Origin of the sequence: Pseudomonas sp. NPDC077408, assembly GCF_050269105.1 — a bacterium.
In the GTDB taxonomy this organism is placed as follows: Bacteria; Pseudomonadota; Gammaproteobacteria; order Pseudomonadales; family Pseudomonadaceae; genus Stutzerimonas.
In genome coordinates this window covers 54,361-75,651 of record NZ_JBNNHS010000011.1, presented here as the reverse complement: position 1 = coordinate 75,651, position 21,291 = coordinate 54,361, and the positions used below count along the sequence as shown (strand labels likewise).

The 21,291-nt window shown below is 56.2% G+C and carries 17 protein-coding genes; 11 read left to right on the top strand and 6 right to left on the bottom strand.

All coding sequences use genetic code 11. The annotated features are described in order from the left end of the window. Positions 1–41: 41 nt before the first annotated feature. A complete protein-coding gene (locus ACQKEK_RS20565) occupies positions 42–749 on the bottom strand; it encodes an HAD family hydrolase (RefSeq protein WP_230697813.1) in 708 nt (235 codons plus the stop codon). 228 nt (positions 750–977) lie between these two features. On the opposite strand from ACQKEK_RS20565, the gene ACQKEK_RS20560 reads away from it, so the two are divergent. From ACQKEK_RS20560 to ACQKEK_RS20515, 10 genes are all read left to right on the top strand, one after another. Then, entirely contained in the window at positions 978–3,341 is a 2,364-nt protein-coding gene (locus tag ACQKEK_RS20560; RefSeq protein ID WP_081002777.1) for a heavy metal translocating P-type ATPase, read from the top strand. Positions 3,342–3,445: 104 nt separating this feature from the next. Beyond that, on the top strand, positions 3,446–3,826 hold the full coding sequence (locus ACQKEK_RS20555; protein ID WP_014822249.1) for a hypothetical protein: 381 nt from the start codon (positions 3,446–3,448) through the stop codon (positions 3,824–3,826). A gap of 92 nt (positions 3,827–3,918) precedes the next feature. Beyond that, entirely contained in the window at positions 3,919–5,172 is a 1,254-nt protein-coding gene (locus ACQKEK_RS20550) for a TolC family protein (protein ID WP_003292652.1), read from the top strand. Continuing rightward, complete coding sequence (locus ACQKEK_RS20545) at positions 5,169–6,620, top strand: efflux RND transporter periplasmic adaptor subunit (protein ID WP_019407035.1); 1,452 nt, start codon at positions 5,169–5,171, stop codon at positions 6,618–6,620. Before ACQKEK_RS20550 ends, ACQKEK_RS20545 begins: the two co-directional genes overlap by 4 nt. After that, positions 6,617–9,775: an efflux RND transporter permease subunit gene (locus ACQKEK_RS20540; RefSeq protein ID WP_017245528.1), complete on the top strand. Its 3,159-nt coding sequence runs from the start codon at positions 6,617–6,619 to the stop codon at positions 9,773–9,775. Before ACQKEK_RS20545 ends, ACQKEK_RS20540 begins: the two co-directional genes overlap by 4 nt. A 239-nt stretch (positions 9,776–10,014) precedes the next feature. Beyond that, the gene (locus ACQKEK_RS20535) at positions 10,015–10,323 is read left to right on the top strand and encodes a hypothetical protein (protein ID WP_017245527.1); all 309 of its coding nucleotides are present in this window, start codon (positions 10,015–10,017) and stop codon (positions 10,321–10,323) included. Between the two features lie 98 nt (positions 10,324–10,421). Next, a complete protein-coding gene (locus tag ACQKEK_RS20530) occupies positions 10,422–10,778 on the top strand; it encodes a copper-binding protein (RefSeq protein ID WP_017245526.1) in 357 nt (118 codons plus the stop codon). Positions 10,779–10,918: 140 nt separating this feature from the next. Next, a complete protein-coding gene (locus ACQKEK_RS20525; protein WP_041016062.1) occupies positions 10,919–11,233 on the top strand; it encodes a co-regulatory protein PtrA N-terminal domain-containing protein in 315 nt (104 codons plus the stop codon). Between the two features lie 216 nt (positions 11,234–11,449). Continuing rightward, a complete protein-coding gene (locus ACQKEK_RS20520) occupies positions 11,450–12,823 on the top strand; it encodes a heavy metal sensor histidine kinase (protein WP_017245525.1) in 1,374 nt (457 codons plus the stop codon). 6 nt (positions 12,824–12,829) lie between these two features. After that, positions 12,830–14,596: a hypothetical protein gene (locus ACQKEK_RS20515; protein WP_230357661.1), complete on the top strand. Its 1,767-nt coding sequence runs from the start codon at positions 12,830–12,832 to the stop codon at positions 14,594–14,596. Between the two features lie 63 nt (positions 14,597–14,659). On the opposite strand, the gene flgB is transcribed toward ACQKEK_RS20515, so the two are convergent. Both flgB and ACQKEK_RS20505 read right to left on the bottom strand, forming a co-directional pair. Then, a complete protein-coding gene (flgB, locus tag ACQKEK_RS20510) occupies positions 14,660–15,073 on the bottom strand; it encodes a flagellar basal body rod protein FlgB (protein ID WP_017245523.1) in 414 nt (137 codons plus the stop codon). Positions 15,074–15,220: 147 nt separating this feature from the next. Next, positions 15,221–15,580, bottom strand: coding sequence for a co-regulatory protein PtrA N-terminal domain-containing protein (locus ACQKEK_RS20505; protein WP_026006590.1), 360 nt, complete (start codon positions 15,578–15,580; stop codon positions 15,221–15,223). A 397-nt stretch (positions 15,581–15,977) separates the two neighbouring features. Here ACQKEK_RS20505 and ACQKEK_RS20500 point away from each other — a divergent pair, with 397 nt between their 5' ends. Next, on the top strand, positions 15,978–17,738 hold the full coding sequence (locus tag ACQKEK_RS20500) for a glycoside hydrolase family 15 protein (RefSeq protein ID WP_037000675.1): 1,761 nt from the start codon (positions 15,978–15,980) through the stop codon (positions 17,736–17,738). 51 nt (positions 17,739–17,789) lie between these two features. Here ACQKEK_RS20500 and ACQKEK_RS20495 read toward each other — a convergent pair whose 3' ends face one another. From ACQKEK_RS20495 to ACQKEK_RS20485, 3 genes are all read right to left on the bottom strand, one after another. Then, positions 17,790–18,788: an SDR family oxidoreductase gene (locus ACQKEK_RS20495; RefSeq protein ID WP_017245520.1), complete on the bottom strand. Its 999-nt coding sequence runs from the start codon at positions 18,786–18,788 to the stop codon at positions 17,790–17,792. Between the two features lie 33 nt (positions 18,789–18,821). After that, positions 18,822–20,282, bottom strand: coding sequence for a vitamin K epoxide reductase family protein (locus tag ACQKEK_RS20490; RefSeq protein WP_230697812.1), 1,461 nt, complete (start codon positions 20,280–20,282; stop codon positions 18,822–18,824). 230 nt (positions 20,283–20,512) lie between these two features. After that, complete coding sequence (locus ACQKEK_RS20485; RefSeq protein ID WP_017245518.1) at positions 20,513–20,842, bottom strand: four-helix bundle copper-binding protein; 330 nt, start codon at positions 20,840–20,842, stop codon at positions 20,513–20,515. Between the last annotated feature and the right edge of the window lie 449 nt (positions 20,843–21,291).

Here is a 21,291-nt window from a genome sequence, read left to right as displayed (position 1 = left end):
CGATAGATTGAGGTGGCGTCAATGTGTGCTAGTGCTGCTTTCTAGCGAGAGCGCCCATGACCCAAAATGTAGTCTGCAAATTCGCTCAGGCTAACGAATCGCTCAGGACTACTGATGGCATCGCGTTGTAGGTGGAATCCATGTATTCCCAGCCTATCGGGACCGAGCACATCGGCCTCCAATGTATCGCCAATCATAGCAATGGAAGACGCTTTGCAATCCAACCGCTTTACCAGATGATCGTAGATCGCCGGCTCCGGTTTGATCGCGCCCACCTCGAAGCTCCAGGCATAGGCGTCAAACTCAGGCAGTAGCAACATGGCTGGTATGGCATAGGGGGTAGCCAAGTTGGAGCATAGCGCCACTTTTAGCCCCGCTCTCTTAAGGCTTTCCAGTGCCCGCAGAGCGTCATCATAGGGACGCACGCTTGCCAGTTCCGCGTAGAGATCAAGCTCCAGAGTAGCAAGCTCAACGTTACCTAGTTGTGTACCAAACAGATTGGCGGCGCCGGCCAGCCCCACGTTTTGTGTCATCAATGTCCTGGCATCATCGGCCCTAGGTTGACGACCTTGGCTGCGTGCCTGTTTTAAGAGGTTGCGAAATGGCCGCCGCCGTTCACCGATTTGCAGGAGCGTGCCATAGACATCAAAAATTACGGCTTCTATCAAAACAGAGTACCTGCGCTTTGGCTTTTGCACGGTTCGGTATTCATCAAAATGAAGCGGCCGAGCATCGAACAATGGAGGCATAGGCTAGGCCAGCAGGCGGTATCTGCGCGAGCTACTTTTTCAGCAGCTCGCTTCAACATACATACGACCTGACATACCAGAGAACCTGACAGAAATGTAATGGTTACTTCAGCCTTTGGTCAGGACGCTTTGCATATATTGGCTGTCAGACGCTGCAAGCATTGAAAAACCGCAAATGTCCCTGCAATAGGCCAAGTTCGTCGCTAACCAATCCATAAGGTGCCCCGTATGTCCTCTCAGCAGTGCCATCACCAGCCCGACCAAACGAAAGGTACTGCAGCACTCACAGACCCCGTCTGCGGGATGAAGGTGGAAGAGGATAGCGAGCATCAAGAGCATTATCAGGGAAGCACTTACCGCTTCTGCAGCCAGGGTTGCCAGACCAAGTTTCGTTCCGACCCTGCTCGATATCTCGCTGCACCGCAGGCTCATGGGACCTCCTCTCGGGCATCTACCCCACCCGCACAGAAACCACCCGCCGGTGATGCAACGACAGAGTACACCTGCCCGATGCACCCTGAGATCCGCCAAATGGGTCCAGGTGATTGCCCTATCTGTGGGATGTCATTGGAACCTCTGATCCCTGAACTCGACGAGGAGGAGAATCCCGAACTCAAGGACTTCTCGAAGCGATTCTGGTGGTCTCTGCCCCTGACCGTAGCAGTAACCCTGTTGGCAATGGCGGGACATGCGATACCGCTGTTTCACGGCGCTAGCCAGAACTGGGTTGAACTAGCCCTTACGACCCCGGTTGTCTTGTGGGCAGGTTGGCCATTTTTCGTGCGCGGTTTCGCATCAGTTAAGCATCGCAGCCCAAACATGTGGACGTTGATCGGGCTTGGCACAGGGGCTGCGTATATTTACAGCATCGTAGCAACCGTCTTACCGAGCATATTTCCAGAGTCATTCACTGTGGGCGGCCGGATAGGCGTTTACTACGAAGCCGCAGCGGTCATCATTTCACTGACGCTTTTAGGTCAGCTGCTCGAACTGAAGGCCCGCTCTCAGACATCTTCCGCAATCAAGTCCCTGCTTGGCTTATCACCCAAAACAGCTCGCCGTATCGCCAAGGATGGTTCCGAGGAGGACATCCCGCTCACACATGTTCACGAGGGCGACCATCTGCGCGTTCGTCCTGGTGAAAAGGTACCCGTTGATGGAGAGGTGTTAGAGGGCGAGAGCGCCGTCGACGAATCCATGCTAACGGGCGAGCCGGTTCCGGTGACGAAGCGGACAGGCGATTCGCTTATCGGCGCGACGATGAACACGAGCGGCTCGCTTGTCATGCGAGCCACCAGGGTTGGCTCCGGGACTATGCTTTCACAAATCGTCCAGATGGTTGCGAATGCGCAACGCTCCAAAGCACCCATGCAGCGAATGGCGGACACGGTTGCGGGTTATTTCGTGCTGACGGTCATTGGTATCGCCTTGCTGACATTCTTTGCATGGGGCCTGTTTGGACCCGAGCAGGGCTGGGTATTCGGCCTGATCAATGCAGTTGCGGTTCTGATCATTGCTTGCCCTTGCGCACTTGGCCTTGCAACGCCTATGTCGATCATGGTTGCCACAGGCAAAGCGGCTGGAAGCGGAGTGCTTTTCAGAGACGCAGGCGCCATCGAGAACGTCCGTAAGGTAGACACGCTGATTGTCGATAAAACAGGAACCTTGACCGAGGGCCGACCTGTCTTCGATCGGGCCATAGGCGTCACGCCGTTTGACTCGCAGGAAGTCATCCGTTTGTCTGCCAGCTTGGATCAAGGTAGTGAGCATCCCCTAGCCCACGCGATCGTAGACCATGCCAGAAGCGAAGGTATCCAGCTGGCGAAGCCAGAGACCTTCGAGTCAGGGTCAGGTATCGGAGTCCGTGGTCTGGTGGAAGGCAAGCAGCTACAACTAGGCAACACCGCGCTTATGGAAGATGCGGGTGTGAGCGTCGAGCCGTTGAGAGATCAGGCAGAAAAAATGCGCGAGAGCGGTACCAGCATTGTGTACCTGGCTGTTGATGGGGCACTTGCCGGCTTGCTGGCCGTATCGGACCCAATCAAACCGACTTCCAAGGAAGCTGTAGCGCGGCTCCAAGCGGAGGGCGTGCAAGTCATCATGGCCACCGGCGACGGGCTTACCACTGCCCGCGCGGTGGCTCGTGAGCTATCGATCGATGAGGTGCATGGCGAAGTGAAGCCGCAGGACAAGGAGGCGCTGGTGGTTAAGCTACAAGCCCTAGGTAAAGTAGTCGCCATGGCAGGCGACGGAATAAATGATGCGCCGGCGCTCGCCAGGGCTGATGTCGGCATAGCGATGGGCACGGGCACTGACGTCGCCATGAACAGCGCCCAAGTTACGCTCGTTAAAGGTGACCTGATGGGGATACTGCGCGCGCGCACGCTTTCGGTGGCGACGGTTCGCAATATGCGTCAGAACCTTCTGTTTGCCTTTATGTACAACGGGTTGAGCATCCCGATTGCCGCAGGTCTGCTCTATCCGTTCTTCGGACTGTTGCTGTCTCCGATGATTGCTGCCCTGGCCATGAGCCTCAGCTCAGCATCGGTTGTGTTCAACGCACTCCGGCTCCGTCAAACGCGTGTAGTTTGAAGCCTGTCGGCTTAGGCTTAGGCTTAGGCTTAGGCTTAGGCTTCGGTTGCGAAGCGACCGATTGCCTAATTGATTGCTCATGAATTGCCCCGTAAGCTGGAAATATGAAGTCCTACATGCGCTCCTTCCTTATCCTGCTGCTAGTGCTTGCGCTTCCGATCAATGGGATAGCGGAAATGCTCATGCCGGTTGGATCGTCCGGGCATCACGTGATGTCCGATATGGAAGGTGTGGGCGCCATGACGACCGACCACGCTTCGATGGTTGGCGCCGATGACGGTGCTGAACACGAGTGCTGTGAAGCGAATGAGCATGGAACGGCGACCGTCTGCAAGACGGGCCAAGAATGCAAAACTGCAAGTATCCTTCAGCTTGTCTCAATAAAAGCCCAGCTGATGCCTGCTGCTAAACCCGTGACCACTCCCTATAACGGCCTGATCCCCTCTAGCCTTTTAGACGCCGTCTGGCATCCACCCCGCGTCTAATTCCGATCAAATTATAGGAACCGCCCGAGTGAGCATTCGGGCCGGCTACCGCGCGCCTTTGGCTCGCATGAAAGATCAGGAATCCTTCGCAAATGAAACCCCGTATTTATTGGGCGCCGCCGTACGTGGCCGCCTTGATCATGGGCGCGCTCTCGTTTCCAGGGTTAGCGTCCGCTTTGACCTTAGAACAAGCTCTGAGCGTGGCCGAGCAAGACGCGCCTTCGCTGCATGCGCAAGCCGCCAACCTGGTGGCCGCACGCAGCGCTGCAATCCCTGCCGGCGAGCTTCCTGACCCTAAACTTAAGCTTGGACTGCAAAGCGTGCCCATCGAAGGTGACGCTCGCTGGCAGTTGGAGCAAGAGGCCATGACCATGCAAATGGTTGGGGTCATGCAAGATGTGCCAAACCGAGCGAAAAGGCGCGCTCGTGTCGAGGCCGCGCAGGCTAGTGTTGCGCTCGCAAACGCCCAGCAAACGGTTGAACGTCTCGGTGTGCGCCAAGCAACCGCCGAGGCATGGATCGCTAGCTTCGCGGTCGAGCAGAAGCTAAGCCTTTTCAAGCAGCTTTACAGCGAGAATCAGCTCCTTTCGCGGGCTGTTCAGGCCCGCATTGCTGGCGGCAGCGGACAAACCGCAGACAGCGTACTTCCGAGGCAAGAGGCAGCATTGCTGGCTGAACAAGAGGATGAGCTGCTGCGTAACCAGGCTGTTGCGCGGGCCGGCCTCCGGCGCTGGATAGGCGAGCTAGCAGGCCAGCCGCTTACAGGTGACTGGCCGCAATGGCTTGCCGCCGTTGATAACTATCAGCACAACCTGAACCGGCACCCGGCGTTACTCGCCTTCGACCCGATGACTCGTGAAGCGGAGGCAAAGGTTCACCAGGCCATCGCAGAGAAAACACCGGATTGGAGCTGGGGGATCGACTACCTGCGACGTGGCCGTGAGTACGGCGACATGGTGAACCTCAGCGTCAGCTTCGACCTGCCGCTGTTTACCAGCTCTCGGCAGGATCCGAAGATCGCGGCCGAACGAGCTCGCCTTGCCCAGATCGAGGCTCAGCGCCAAGCGACCTTGCGCCTGTACAACCAAGAGCTGAGTACTGACCTCGCTGAGTATCAGCGTCTGGACCGCGCACTCATCCGCCTCGACAAAACCTTACTACCCCTCGCTGAAGAGAAGGTCCGCCTTGCCATGGCCGATTACCGCTCCGGAAGCGGTGAGCTGACCGCTGTGATCGAAGCGCGACGACAGCTTGTGGAGACCCGGCTACGGCGTATTGACGTCGCCCGCGATCGATCGTTGAGCAATGCCCGCCTGCATTTCGCCTTTGGAGATACACGACCATGACATTCCAACACAAGCGGCTGGTACTCGCCTTCAGTCTGCCTCTGATGATTAGCGCTGCAGCGCTAATCGGTCTGCCTACCGCAGCCTTCGGACAATCGCCTGCAGAAGAAGACAAGGAAGTGCTCTATTGGTATGACCCTATGGTCCCCCAGCAAAAGTTCGATAAGCCGGGCAAGTCGCCATTCATGGATATGGAATTGATTCCACGCTATGCAGATGAGGGAAGCGACGGGGCATCGATCAGTATCGACCCGAGCGTGACGCAGAATCTCGGCGTGCGCTTGGCAACCGTAACGCGTGAATCGATCAGCCAGTCGCTCGAAGCGACAGGCGCGTTGATGTTTGACGAGCGAGACGTGGCGGTTGTGCAGGCGCGTGCCGGTGGCTTTGTCGAGCGCGTTTACGACCGAGCACCGGAGGATGTCATCGAAAAAGGCGCGCCGTTAGCCGATCTTTTGGTTCCCGAATGGGCTGCCGCACAGGAAGAGTACCTGGCGCTCAAAGGGGTCGGCCAACCCCAGCTGCTCGCAGCGGCTCGCCAGCGGTTGCGCCTTGCTGGCATGCCGCCAGAAGTCATAGTGCAGCTAGAACGAACTGGTAAAGCGCGCCCTGTTTGGACAGTGAGGAGTCCAATAGGCGGCGTGCTGAACAGCCTCGACGTTCGCGAGGGCATGACCGTATCCACTGGTGCGTCTCTGGCACGTGTTAATGGGCTGGAAAAGGTATGGTTAGAAGTTGCGGTGCCTGAGGCGCAGGTTGCAAATGTGGCGCCTGGGCAGCTGGTCAACGCGCGCCTCCCGGCCTTTGCAGGTGAAGTTCTGGAAGGGACGATCCAGGCCGTACTACCACAAGCCAACCTGGATAGCCGCACTGTGCGTGTCCGGGTCGAGCTACCTAACCCGCAACAACGGCTTCGTCCCGGCATGACGGCCGAGGTGACGTTGAGTCGCAACGTCGAAGATGTCTTGGTCATCCCGTCCGAGGCGGTCATTCGCACCGGTCGGCGCGCATTGGTGATGCTGGCCGAGGATCAAGGCCGTTACCGCCCGATTGAGGTTCGCACAGGCCGGGAATTCGATGACCAGACAGAGGTGCTTGAAGGGCTGGAAGCCGGTCAGAAGGTCGTGGCGTCCGGTCAGTTTCTCCTGGATTCAGAGGCGAGCCTACGCGGGCTGACCGCTCAGGGTTTGGAGGAGCCTGCAACTTCTACAGAACCTGCGCTGCACGAGGCTGAAGGTACGATCGTCAGCCTGGAAGATGGCATGGTTGGCCTGTCGCATGGGCCGTTCAAGACGCTGAACATGCCTGGGATGACCATGTCCTTTCCGGTTGCGGATCAATCCCTGCTGTCAGGCTTGCAAGTCGACGACCGCGTCCGTGTGGGCGTGCGTGAAAGCGAAGAGGGCCTGGTCATTGAGCACATCGAGAAGCTGGGGGGCCAGCCATGATCGCAGCCATAATTCGCTGGTCAGTGGCCAACCGCTTTCTGATCCTGCTGGCTACTGTGTTCGCGGTGGCTTGGGGTGTCTGGTCGGTCAAAAACACCGCTGTTGATGCATTGCCAGACCTTTCCGACGTTCAGGTCATCATCCGCACGCCATACCCCGGGCAGGCGCCCCAGATCGTTGAGAATCAGGTCACCTACCCACTGACGACGACCATGCTGTCTGTCCCCGGCGCAAAGACGGTCCGCGGCTACTCCTTCTTCGGGGATAGCTACGTGTACGTCCTGTTTGAGGACGGCACCGACCTCTATTGGGCCCGTTCTCGGGTGCTGGAGTACCTGAGTCAGGTGCAGAGTCGGCTTCCCGCCGCCGCCAAACCCGCTTTGGGCCCTGACGCCACAGGTGTCGGCTGGATCTACCAATATGCTTTGGTAGACCGAACGGGCAAACATGACCTCTCGCAGCTGCGCTCTTTGCAAGATTGGTTCCTGCGCTATGAGCTCAAGACACTGCCCAACGTGGCGGAAGTCGCGCCCATAGGCGGGATGGTCAAGCAGTATCAGGTCGTACTGGATCCCGTGCGCATGGCAAGCAGGGGCGTGACGCAGCAGCAGATTGCAAAGGCGATCGATGAAGCCAACCGTGAAACCGGCGGGAGTGTTCTGGAACTCGCAGAAACCGAGTTCATGGTCCGTGCGACCGGGTATCTCAAGACACTCAAAGACTTTCGAGCCATTCCTTTGCGTCTCGACGGCGGCGTGCCAGTGACGCTAGGGGACGTTGCGCATATCCAGCTCGGCCCGGAAATGCGCCGGGGCATCAGCGAGCTTGACGGTGAAGGTGAGGTAGTCGGCGGCGTGGTGATCCTGCGGAGCGGCAAGAACGCTCGGGAAACCATCGCTGCCGTTCAGACCAAACTGGATGAGCTGAAAGCGAGCCTGCCCCAAGGCGTCGAAATCGTCACGACGTACGACCGTAGCAAGCTGATCGACAGTGCCGTTGAAAACCTCACGCACAAGCTCATCGAGGAGTTCATTGTCGTTGCGTTGGTTTGCGCGATTTTTCTGTGGCATCTGCGCTCGTCGTTGGTCGCCATCGTGTCGTTGCCGATCGGCATCCTGATTGCTTTTGTGATCATGCAGCGGCAAGGCATCAACGCCAACATCATGTCGTTGGGTGGCATCGCGATCGCGATCGGAGCGATGGTCGATGCAGCAATCGTCATGATCGAAAACGCCCACAAGCACATTGAGGCCTGGCACAAGCGGCATCCTGACTCCACCTTGAAGGGCCAGGAGCACTGGAAGGTCATTACTGACGCGGCTGTTGAAGTGGGGCCGGCATTGTTCTTCAGCCTGCTGATCATCACGCTGTCGTTCATTCCAGTGTTCACCCTGGAGGCGCAGGAAGGCCGGCTGTTCGGTCCACTGGCGTTCACCAAAACCTATGCAATGGCAGCCGCCGCGGGCCTGTCTGTCACGCTGGTTCCGGTGCTCATGGGGTATTGGATCAGGGGCAAAATCCCTGACGAACACCGTAATCCACTCAACCGTGGCCTCATCTGGATCTACAAGCCGGCCCTGGACGCGGTACTGCGCTGGCCCAAGATGACTCTGCTGGTGGCTGTTCTGGTCTTCCTGACAGGCTTGTGGCCGGCCTCTCGCCTTGGTGGGGAGTTCTTGCCCCCGCTGGATGAAGGTGACCTCCTTTATATGCCCACTGCGCTTCCAGGCCTCTCCGCTCAGAAGGCTTCTGAGCTACTGCAGCAGACGGACCGGCTCATAAAAACGGTTCCAGAAGTTGCACACGTGTTCGGTAAGGCTGGTCGAGCCGACACCGCTACAGATCCCGCCCCGCTGGAAATGTTCGAGACGACCATTCAGTTCAAGCCGAAGGATCAATGGCGCCCTGGGATGACGCCTGACAAGCTGGTTGAGGAGTTGGATCGCACCGTACAGGTACCTGGATTAGCCAATCTGTGGATCCCGCCGATTCGAAACCGTATCGATATGCTGGCGACGGGTATCAAGAGCCCGATCGGGGTGAAAGTGTATGGCACTGACTTGGCACAGATCGACAAAGCCACCCAGGCAGTGGAAAAAATCGCCAAAACGGTGCCTGGGGTCAGTTCGGCGCTTGCTGAGAGACTGACCGGCGGCAGGTATATCGATGTGGATATCGATCGTGTCGCCGCCGCACGCTACGGCCTGAATATCGCGGACGTGCAATCGATCGTGGCCGGTGCCATCGGTGGTCAAACCATTGGTGAAACCGTGGAAGGGCTCGCCAGGTATCCGATCAACCTCCGCTATGGCCGCGAGTGGCGCGACTCGATATCCGATCTGCGCAACCTACCGATCTACACGCCGCAAGGCAGCCAGATCACGTTGGGGACCGTGGCCAAAGTACAGGTGACAGACGGACCGCCCATGCTTAAAAGCGAAAACGCAAGGCTGTCGGGCTGGGTTTACGTCGATGTTCGTGGCCGCGACATGGCGGCTGTGGTGGGCGATCTGAGGGAAAAGATCAGCAAAGGGGTCCAGCTCGAATCCGGCATGAGCATCAGCTATTCCGGCCAATTCGAATTCATGGAGCGCGCTAACGCGAAGCTGAAGCTCGTCGTTCCGGCTACCTTGCTGATCATTTTTGTATTGCTCTACCTAACGTTTGCCCGCTTTGGCGAGGCGCTGCTCATCATGGCTACGCTGCCATTCGCTCTGACCGGGGGCGTCTGGTTCCTATATCTGCTCGGGTACAACCTATCCGTAGCGACAGGAATCGGATTCATCGCACTGGCAGGCGTTTCTGCTGAGTTCGGCGTCATTATGCTGCTGTATTTGAAGAACGCCTGGACGGATCGGGTTAACGCTGGAGCCCATGGCGAAGGCGTCCTGCTCGACGCCATTCGTGAAGGTGCTGTCCAGCGAGTGCGCCCCAAGGCCATGACCGTCGCCGTGATCATCGCTGGCCTGCTGCCCATCCTTTGGGGCGGCGGGACCGGCAGCGAAATCATGAGCCGTATTGCCGCGCCCATGGTGGGCGGGATGATCACCGCGCCGTTGCTCTCCCTGTTCGTTCTGCCGGCAGCCTACCTGCTGATGCGCCGCCGGCAATTGCAGGCCCAGCACGCAACCAAACCCACTGGTGAACATCCGTGAAAATCAAGCACCTCAGCCCTCCTTAAAAGACGGGGCCTGGTTGAATGTAGAGTTCATCTTGAAAAGGCATGGTTTCGACTATTCGATTCACATAAAAAGCAAAGGAGCAAGCGACCGCCACATACGCGGCGGTCGCAGCAATACAAAAGGTTGCGCTTACAGCTTTGTAATTTGAAGAACAGCTTACTGTAAGTGTTGTGCCATTAAGCTATAGGCATCAAACAATCAGGAGTTTAGTCATGAAAGCCATTAGCAAAACCATCCTTTTTACTATGTTCGCTGCCGCCTCCTCTTTCGCAATGGCAGAACAAAATTCTGATCAAGTTATTCAGCGCCATAAAGAAGCCAAGCCAGTACTTAAGGCGCTACTTGAGGAAGGCAAAGTGCTAAGTGTAGGGCCTGCAGGTGCCACAGGTAAAAGTGGGGTTATGCAAAGGAGCAAGTATGATGGCCGTCCCCAAACGTTTGAGATAAAAATCAGAACGCCTGATGACGTGACCCATATCGTGGAATTCCGAGGACTGCCCTTCGGACTCAATAACGGTTAAGCAACGCAAAAAACCACACTCAAAGGATAGATAGATTTTTTCTCTTGCGCCGCCGGCAATTGCATACCGCAGCAACCTACAGATCTGGAGAGACATTCATGAACATCATGTCCATTACCCTTGCCACACTTTTCTTGGTCCCAGCCGCCTATGCTGCCGACAAGAAGCCCATGGATGGCATGCCTATGGATCATAAAGGCATGAACATGCAAATGGACCATAAATCAGCCGCACAGACCGCTACGGCTACTGGCACGATCAAGAAGGTGAATACCGAAAGCGGGACCGTCACCATTGCCCACGGCCCGGTCAAGGCCTTGGGCTGGCCCGCAATGACGATGGGATTCAAAGCAAAGCCTGACCAGCTCCAAAAGCTAAAAGAAGGCGATAAGGTCCAGTTCGATTTCTCCTCGCAGGGAATGGACTCCACGGTCACCCGCATCGAAAAACAGTAAGTGCAGAACCGCTCGCCGTATATGCGACGGGCATAGCTCGATTAAAAGAGAGAAATTACAGCTTTGTAACGTTGAGAACAGCTTCTTGTAAGTCTTGCACTTATAACATATCGGTATCAACTAACCAAAGGGTCAAAACCATGAACCGTATGAACAAAGTGATTTTCCCGCTTATTCTAACTGCTGCTTCATCTTTTGCGTTAGCTGAAGGCGGAAGCGAACGCACGCTGCATCGTTTGAATGATCCGGAAACCAAGTCCACTCTTAAGGAGTTGGTTAAAGAAGGTAAGGTGCTTAACATTGCACCTGCAGGGGCGAACGGCAAGACTGACATGATTCAAAACTATCGTACTAACGCCAAAGTCCAAACCTACGAGATGAGGGTAAAGACACCTGACGGGAAAATTCATACGGTAGAGTTTTTGAGCACCCCGATTGGCGTAAATAACGGCTAACCTGTCAAAGTTAATATCAAGGGTAGGCGACATGCGAGGAATGATGAAAGGATGTGGTGGATGAAGGAGACCGTCAAAGCCGGAAGCTCGCTAAAATGGTGAAGGTCCAGACCAGGTCTTGAATACGAACGATACTGCAACGACCATATCGAAGCAGGTAAGGCTCCTCCGGACGCCCTGCCTGCTTTTGTGCTTGGCCTAACCAGGACCGTACTGATGGAAAAAGTTTCACTGACGAGCAGAATGGCGGTGGCTTTCATGCTCGTGGTTACGGTTGTGCTGATGGTCGCCGCAATCAGCTTCTATTATTTCTGCCAGCTGCATTTCGAGCGCAAGGATGCGCAAGTGCTGAGTGAAAAAGCCGCTGCCGTAGAGCATATGCTACGTAGCAGTACGGCTTTCGGACAGGAGGCCACCTCAAAGATCGATGCGGTCATTGAGCACTCTTTCGGGTTTGCAACTGCGGTAGTGATAGACGGCAAAACGGTTTACTCACACCACAATTTTTCTGAGCGCTTGCTTCCTCTCGTCACGGATAATCAAGAGGAACGCTGGGCAGTAAATTTCGATGGGCACCGGTACAGTGGCATTACCAGAAAAGTAGATCAGTGGGTCGAAGGGCAAGACGCAGTCATCTATCTGGCTTTGGATGTAACGCATCGAGTCCACTTCTTCGAGATGATTCAGCAATGGTTTGCTTATACGCTCGTGATCAGTGCGCTTCTAAGTGGGGCACTAGGTTTTGTTCTGATCAAAAAGGGCTTGAAGCCCATTGGCGAACTATCCAAGACATCTTCAACCGTAACCGCCAACTGCTTAGATACGCGGATTCCGACCGAGTCAGTACCAGGCGAACTTCATGAACTCGTTGCTAACTTCAATGAAATGCTCTCGCGCTTGGATGATTCTTTCCTCCGGCTGTCAGGTTTCTCAGCGGACATCGCGCATGAGCTAAGAACGCCGCTGAACAGCATGCTTACCCAAATGGAGGTCGCGCTCTTGCGCGACCGCGAGAATACCGACTACAAGAACATTTTGTATTCCGCCCTCGAAGAACTTAGGCGCATGTCAAAGATGGTCGATGACATGCTGTTCCTAGCCAAGGCGGACAACGGAAAGATTACGCCCAGTGCCGAAGATGCCAGCATAGCTGAGATTGCCGCTAGCGTTATCGAATATTACGAGCTAGCAGCCGAGGAAAAAAATGTAAAAATCGCTCTTTCAGGCGATGGATCGGTGAATGGGGACAAATCAATGCTAAGACGGGCTATTTCAAACATAGTCTCTAACGCAGTTCGGTATGCGGAGGAACGCAGCACCATAAGCGTTGAAATAAGCGAGAGCGGCGCTTCGGTTTCCACGGCTATTTCCAACCGCGGCATAACTATTCCAGCCGAGCTTCAAACCCGGATATTCGACCGTTTCTACAGGGTCGACACCGCAAGGCGCGAAGGTACTACGTTGAACGCGGGCCTCGGCATGGCTATCACTCGTTCAATAGTAGAAGCGCACAAAGGGCGCATCGCTTGTGAATCAGCTGAGGGACGCACGACTTTTACAATGACGCTTCCAAGGCTTATGTCTAGTTAATGGCAGATGCCCACAACGACCCTGACCTACGCTTTAGAGAAATGCCTGGCTGAACCGAAAGAGGTCACGCCTTTCGAACCTGTATGTTTGATCCTGGAGGTTCCCGTGACAGCGTCCTCATCGAGAAAATGCGGTACGACGGCCGCAGCGCTCAACGAAGCGTGCTTCTGCGTGAGCCTGGATCAGGTTGCGCTCACAAATGCATTGTCCGAACAGCTTGGAAATCCCGAGTTGTCAGAGCTATTGAAGTCACGTTGCCCCCATGTATTTGCTGCTCGACCGGTATTTGTTTCGCCGTCGCGACTGCGTCAGGTGCGTGAGGTCATCCAAGCCATCGAGCGAACCGTGAGTTTGCCCGCTTGGCGCGAGCATGCTCTGGATTCCGCCCCCCCTATTGCGCAACACAACCCTCGTCGCGCGCGGGGCGTCTTCTTTGGCTACGATTTTCATCTGGATGAGGACAAGCTTGGGCTCATCGAAATAAACACAAATGCGGGCGGAGCGATGCTAAACGTATTGCTCGCCCGCGCGCAGCGCAGTTGTTGCAGCGGCGTAGTCGGACTATCGCCGGGGCAGGAATGGCCCGGAGGCTTCGAACAATCGATTCTGCATATGTTCGCCCAAGAATGGTCTGCGAGCGGCGAGCAACGTCCGCTCACGCGCGTGGTGATCTTGGATGAAAGCCCACAAGCCCAATACCTGTATCCGGAGTTCCTTCTTTTTCAGCGGTTATTCGAGTCAGCAGGAATCGACTGCCTAATCGCAGACCCAGCCGATCTGGCCTTTCACAACGAGTGCCTCTTGGTCGACGGAAAGCCTGTGGATCTCGTCTATAACCGACTCACCGATTTCTATCTGGAAGGTGACAATTGCAGCGCGCTGCGCAGCGCTTATTTGGCTGATGTCGTGACGGTAACGCCGCACCCTCAGGCCTATGCCCTTTATGCCGACAAACGCCGGTTGGTTGACCTAACCAACGGACGTTTTTTGGAAGAGATTGGCGTTGGTCAGCAAATCCGAGCCGTATTGGCCCAATACGTCCCGCTTACCGTGCCTGTCGGGCATGGTAACGCAGAGCACCTCTGGCAAAACCGCCGTAGCCTCTTCTTCAAGCCCGTCAGCGGGTTTGGTAGTCGCGGTGCATACCGAGGAGACAAGCTCACCAAGCGCGTTTGGGAAGAAATCGTTGGCGGAAACTACGTCGCCCAGTCCCTTGTAGCTCCTGGCGAGCGTAGAACCGTCGCCGACCCTCAGGTACGACCGATGAAGTTTGACCTGCGCGCGTACGCTTATGCTGGCGAGGTGCAGTGGAACGCTGCCAGGGTCTACCAAGGCCAGACGACCAACTTCAGAACAGAGGGGGGCGGTTTTGCTCCTGTGTTTACCTTAGGCGAGGAAGAGGAGCGAGCCGGTTCTACAGAGCAACCGTCGCACGCCTCGTTCACGTTCTTGCTCGACGAAACCAGCGCCGTAGAGGAACTGCCGCACCCGCTATATCTGGCGCTGGTTCGAGCCGAAATGGCTACTTCTAAGCTTGCCGGTAAGCGTTTCCGATTGGCGGACTGGTATGTCGCAATGGAGGATGGCCATCCTTCCAAAGTCATCCGAGAATGGTACGGCTGGGTTGCATTCGACGCAGATGGCGCTTACCACCCTGAAATTGGCCCACCGGAAAATCGCCAGCCGAATAGTGATGACAAGGTAAATTCAACCGCTCTACCGACACGGGAAGAACACGATCGAATTGAGGCACTGTTGTTTAAAAGCGGGTGAGAGCCTGTCTCGCACAGCCCAGATGTTCCTTACGGGGCGCAGAGCCAAAGGAACATTGCCTTTTCACCCACCTTTCAGGGCCATCATTAAACCCTTGAATGCGCCGTTCAGCCGAGTAAATGCAGCCTGGAAACGAATCGAATTTTCCGCATATTTTGCTTGTTCAACCTGAACGTCGACTGTGTTCTGATCAAGCGACGGTTGATTGGGAACCCTATAGAGTAGGGCCGCATCGCTAAGAGTAACCTCCAAGCCACCAGTATTTATATGACTCTGGTTAGTTTTGGCCAGTGAAAACTCAGTGTTAATTGCCTGCTTGTTTTGAGCGGCAAACACCGAGGCAAAATTCAAATCCCTGGCTTTGAAATTGGGTGTATCAGCATTGGCTATATTGTTGCTCAGCACCTCTGCTCTTTTGGCAGTGTAGAGGAGCGCTTTTTCTGGCCCGCCTAGAGCCTTTTCGAAACTAATCCTCATCAACGATCCTATCAAGTTTGAAAAAAACAGTGCTGATCAGAATTACGTCGATCAGCCTGTAGGATTTACTCCCGACCTGGCACTTGGTCGGGCGGTGCAAAGCCAGAGAGCGTCCGTAATCGTAATGGCTGGAAGAGTAGCGATTTATTACGGATGACACTCCCTATTAGCCGTCATCAGCTTATGTTCGCGAATCATTTGTTTTAGTACATCGTCTACCAATTTGTCGTGCTTCTCCATCCAAGCCAAATGCTCCTCGGTAGAGACGTCTGGCCCTGGATGATCTTTATGGAGCTGGCTCATCATTTCTTCGAGCATTCCCATATGTTCTTTCATATGCACTTGGCGCTCGCAGACTGGCGCTTTCTCTGCTTGAACCAAAACCGCTTCAGCTTTATCGCGCAGTTGCTGAAGGCGCTCGAGAGTGCGGTCGCTTCCTCCTTCAGCCCAAGCTATGGGAGACAGCATCATCGATCCGACAAGGTAAAAAGGTATCAACAATTTCATAAAGGTGATCTCCGTATTAAAGATTCGGCCGCTGCTACTGAGCCTGTTTCGATGGGCTAGGACCATACTTATGCCGCCTCTCAGACCATCTATTTCTGCAAATTTGTTCATATACCCTGTCATGAAGCTGAGCTAGTGATTACATTTTTGTAAGCATTTGGCTTTTCGACCGAGCGAACCGCGCACCCGGCATAAGCTGTCCATCATTAGGGTTAATAAAGCAGGCTTACCTCGGGTTGCTCTTCATGTCAGCTCCGAAGTATTTATAAACTCAACGCGAGCCTGCCGCTTTGAAGCAGCAGTCTAGACTGGCCTTTGAATCGCCTGTAAGCGCACCGACATGAAGAGAACTATGAGAATTGATCAGCAGCTGACAGCTGGAAAGGCAGAATATCCAATGATCGCTTCGCTGGCGGCCGTCGGTGATGGTCGCTCCATGGCATTGGTCGGCCCAGATGGCAACGTGGAATGGTTCTGTCCCCGGTGCTTCGATGGCACACCGCTGATTTGGCCGCTGCTCGATCGCGATCGTGGTGGGCGCCTGCAGCTGTCGACACCGGGTGACCTCAAAACGCATTATCTGGACGATTCTGCAGTATTGGAGTTCGAGGTGCACAGCGCGTCCGGGTCCGCCCGTGTCACGCTTTGTATGGAGTGGCCTGGATCAGACGATCAGCAAAGCTTGCTTTGGCAGGTAGACGGACTAGCTGGCCGTTGTGAGTTCACGCTGATGTTTGAGCCCCGTCCAGATTTCGGAAGCGTAGCCGGTGAGGCAAGCCTTTCGGCCGAAGGTTTAATCTATTCGTATCAGCGGCAACAGCTATTGCTTCAAGCGGACTGCGCACTGTATCCAGACGGTGAAGGCTGGCAGGGAGTCCTCTCAGTAGATGCAGGAGGGAGTGCCGGAATTTGTCTAAGCGTTTCCTTAGAGCAAGATGCCCCACCCGTTCCTGTATCGATTGAATCAGTGCCAGCTCGGATTGCGGCGACGTTGAAAGCGTGGCGTGACTGGTGTGCAGCGCTGGATTGCCCCGCTAGTTATCGGGCCGACGTCGTGCGTAGCGCTATCACTCTTAAGTTGCTGACATACGAACCCAGCGGGGCGGTTGTAGCTGCTGGAACGACATCCCTACCTGAACGCTTGGGCGGCGAGCGTAACTGGGATTATCGGTATACCTGGTTCCGAGACGCGGGGCTGACACTTGGTGCTCTCTTCGGCCTCGGTTGTCGAGATGAGGCACATCGTTGGGCCCAGTGGATGCAGCGAACCATTGAGCAGCATGGGACGCCGCTGGCCGTGCTATACGATGTAAACGGTGCTGCGCCGCCGCCAGAACGTAATATCGAAGGGGTTGATGGCTATCGCGGCTCGCGGCCGGTGCGTGTAGGTAACGCTGCCGACGGCCAGTTTCAGCTGGATGTTTATGGCGAGTTGCTGGAGTGCGTGAGCATCTGCGATAGCATGGGTGACGATGCGATGCGGGCGCACTGGCCTCATATGCGCGCCGCTGCTGATTTCATTGCCGCGCACTGGCAGGAGCCTGACCAAAGCATTTGGGAGATGCGCAGCGCGCCGCGCCACTATGTGCACTCCAAGGTTATGGCGTGGGCCGGCCTACAGCGTGCGCTTTGGCTGAAGCGCCGCCATGACCTAGATGGAGATGAGGAAAGCTGGGTCAATCAGGCCGAGGCTCTACGTCAGTTAGTCCTGCGTCGTGGTGTCAGCGCCGACGGCAGCCATTTCATCCGGGCCTTCGATGACGATAGGCTTGACGCCAGCCTTCTGCTGTTAGCACGTGTTGGTTTCATCGAAGGCAGCGACGAGCGTTTCATCAATACGGTCGATGCGATCCGTAAACAACTGGACGAAGGCGGCGTCGCGCTACGGCGCTACCCTGCTGAAATTTCGGATGGGCTACAGGGCCGAGAAGGCGCCTTCTTCATATGCAGCTTTTGGCTCGTCGAGGCATTAGTGCAAACCGGCCGGCCTCGAGAGGCAAAGGAATTTTTCGAACAGCTGCTGCAACGCAAGGGTGAGCACGGCCTGTTCGCTGAGGAGTTCGACACCCGAAGCGGCCAGCATCTAGGCAACATACCGCAGGCCTTTTCTCATGTGGGTTTGATCAATGCCGCACTGAGCCTCGGTTCTTTTGATTAACGTGCCCGCGTTCAACGGGCGCTTTTGCCTGATCCAATTGATGCGACCCGGCTAGCTGGCAATAGCAACAACTACCGCTACGCCAAACACCATTACCAACGCCAAGGCACCCGCAGCCAGCTTGCCCACGGTTTCGGAGCTTAGGCCCAGTGCCTTTCCTTTTGTCTGGTCGCCGAAGCGCCCTTCGAGGCGATGCAGCCCAACTACCGGCTGGAACAAGTTGTCCGGCTGTTCATCGCTAGCCGGTTCGTCGGTCATCTGCCCGTTCCAGGCCTGCTTGGCCATCATCCGATCAAGCAGGCCGGGCATGAACATATTGCCAATGATGGCCTGGAACGAGGCGCGCCCCAGCCAAAGTTCGCGGGGTGCGTCGGTCGCTGCACGGAGGATGGCGCGCGCGGCGACCTCTGGCGTATGGATAGGAGGGACTGGCTGCGGACGCTTTTGCATCTTGTTGCGCGACCAGTCGAACTGCGGCGTGTTGTGTGCCGGCAGCTGCACCATGGTCAGCCGTACGCGGCTGTTGGTATGGATCAGCTCGCAGCGCAGCGAGTCGGTAAACCCGCGGATGGCGAACTTGGCGGCGCAGTAAGCCGATTGCAAGGGAATCGCGCGATAGGAGAGGGCCGAGCCCACCTGGACGATGGTGCCTCGGTTGCGCGACTCCATATAGCGCAGCGCTGCCAGCGTGCCGTGAACGAAACCGAGATAGGTCACCTCGGTCACCCGCTTGTATTCCGCCGCGCTGGTTTTGTTGACCGGGCCGAACACCGTAGCCATCGCGGCGTTGACCCATATCTCGATCGGACCCAGCTCCGCCTCGATACGCTCGGCTGCCTTATCGACCGCCTCGGCGTCGGCCACATCCGCTGAAATCGCCAGCGTCATGGTGCCCTTTTCCTCCAGTTCAGCACGGGTATCGGCTAACCCCTCTTCGCCGCGGGCGATCACTGCGATGCGAAAGCCAGCTTGCGCGAACGCATGAGCTGTCGCTCTTCCTATGCCTGCGGTCCCGCCACAAATCACGGCGGTTTTTGCGCGGTCGGTCATGTTCGACTCCTGTGCTGGTTGGATTGCATTGGCTTAGCGCAACAGCGCGTTCCAGCCGGCATAACGGTGGTTAATCACCCCCTTCGGAAGGCTCAGCACTATTACCAGCAGACCAGCGATCAGGCTGCCGATCGTGGCGGCGAATCCTGCCCCGTCTAGGAACGAGGGCGCGGCGATCAACCAGGCGCCGATGGGAAGATTCAGAAACCGCAGCGGGCGAGCTACTTCTGCAAAGGCCAGCACCGAGACGGTGATCAGCAGCGAGCCCATCAGGTGATCACTGTTGGCCATCGCGCCGTCGGTACCGAAGATCAACCGGGTCGACATCAGCCAGACGCCTAGAATGCACAGCAGCGCGAGCCCCCAGGGCAGGTTTACTCCGCGAAGGCCTTTGAGGGTCATTGAGGAGAGGCTGCCGTCGAACTCCGGCGTGTTGTCCTCGCGGGCGCCTTCCATTGCATCGCCCATGAAAAAGGTCTTCCAGAACGGCTTGCCGCGACGTCGCGCGTCTTTCAGAAACTGCCCCATGGCGACCAGCTCATCCAGTGCGTAAGGCATCATCACCAGCATGGCCAAGGCCTGAACCAGGCACAGCGTGCACCAGGTGTCGATGAAAATCGGCTGGGCGATGATGAAGAAGATACTCACCGCGCCAAGGGGCACGACCACCACGCCGAACGCTGCGACCATCCACGGCATGGTGCGCCAGCGCCGGGCATCGCCCATAACCGCCATGAGCAGCTCGATCATATAGGCCATCACACCGATCCCTGCATCGGATACCGGCCAGGCGCGCGACATGTCCGAGGTAATGATGGTCTCGGTGCCGTTAGGTTCGGTGCCGAAAAAAGGATCCCAGGCGTTCGAGGTATGGCCAAGCTGATAAGCGGCCAGATAACGCGCGAGCAGAATGCCGATCACGGCGAGGATGGCTATTGGCAGGCGTTGCAGCCAAGTCGAAGGGTTGTAATCCCAGCCCGGCGGCACTGCAGCCTTTTGCATCATGCCCTGCATGCTCATGCCGGGCATCATCGGCACCAGAGTAGAGAAGGCGATCACCAGCCCACCGACCAGCAAGGCATTGCCGTAGCTCGCCGGGGATGGAGTCCAGAACAGCAGCGGCGCGAACATCAACCACAATCCCATGACCGTGTTGGCCCATTGCGCCCAGCTAATCCGTTTGAGCGAGAGGATGGCGAACAACACGATCAACGCGCCGCTGATGACGTCGTTCCAGGTCATCAGCAACGCGCGGGTGGCGACTTCAGGCAAATTACGTTCGGCTGCCAGGCGTGGCAGATCAAGGTCACCCGGCGCTACGTTCATGTAGCCGAAGATGAAGGGCGCACTCAGCACCCAAAAGCCGAGCAATACATTGACGAAGTGGCACCACAGCGTCGCGAGATGGCGTCGCTCCATCATCTGCATATGCGCATCCATACCCATATCGGACGACGTGGCGCCTTGGCGTAGATATTCTCCTTGATGCTCCATAGATCTAGTCCCCAGCACTGTAGTATCGGTTACTTTGCGGCAAGAGAAAAAAGCGTTACGGTGTTGCGACCGCGCGCAGGTTTGGGTGAGCTAGGCCAGCGGATATCTAGGCTTTTCTGCTAGCAAGTCAGCTGGCTGAGCTTCTGCACATGCTGGGATATAACGGTCAATCCGGCGAAGCGGCTCTGGCAACGAGATATGAGCTTTGCCAGAGCAGCAAGTCGAGATTGTTACGCAGCCATGCGCTCGCATTCTTCAGCGCACTTCATGCACGCTTTGGCACACTCTTGGCAGTGATCCATCTGATGTTTCGCGCATTCCTCACCGCATGCGCGGCAGATCTTGGCGCAAAGGGCACAGAACTCCTTGGCGTACTCACTTTCACGGCTCATCAGTGTGGCGGCCAACCTACAAATGTCTGCGCAGTCACGGTCCAACTCGATGCAGCGAGCCATCATTTTTACGTCATCCTCACGCAGGCAAGCAGAGGCGCACGTTTCGCACACTAGGGCACAGTTCGAACAAGCTTGGATACAGGAAGCGAACATTGAGTTTGTCATTGCGTTCTCCAGGGTTCGATAGTGGTATGTCGTCGGTGCCTACTAGCCAAATACCTCATAAGCGTATTAGCAGGCACTGAATTACGACACGCTCCTACCGAGCCCGTTTCGACCAACTTCATTACAATGCTGTAAGGTGCGCAACGGTACCGAATATGATGTATGCGGTGACAGTTGGAGACGATGAGCCAAACTTCCGATGGCTTAGCCGGCTTCGCTAGTCTGTTCTAGATAACCGGTGGGGTATGGGGAGCTCCCGGTCGCCACGACTGGGAGCATCCAATGGGGAACGGCCGGAGCGAAAGCCCTTAACTATGAGAGTCACTAGACCTGCGGCCTAATGGTTGTGAAAAGCCCTCCGGTACCGTTGCGTCGAATTAGGATGGCCTAAGACCGACCCCCTTTGCTTGTGCCGAGGCGTCTTTCTAAGAGCCTGGTCAGAACCGCTT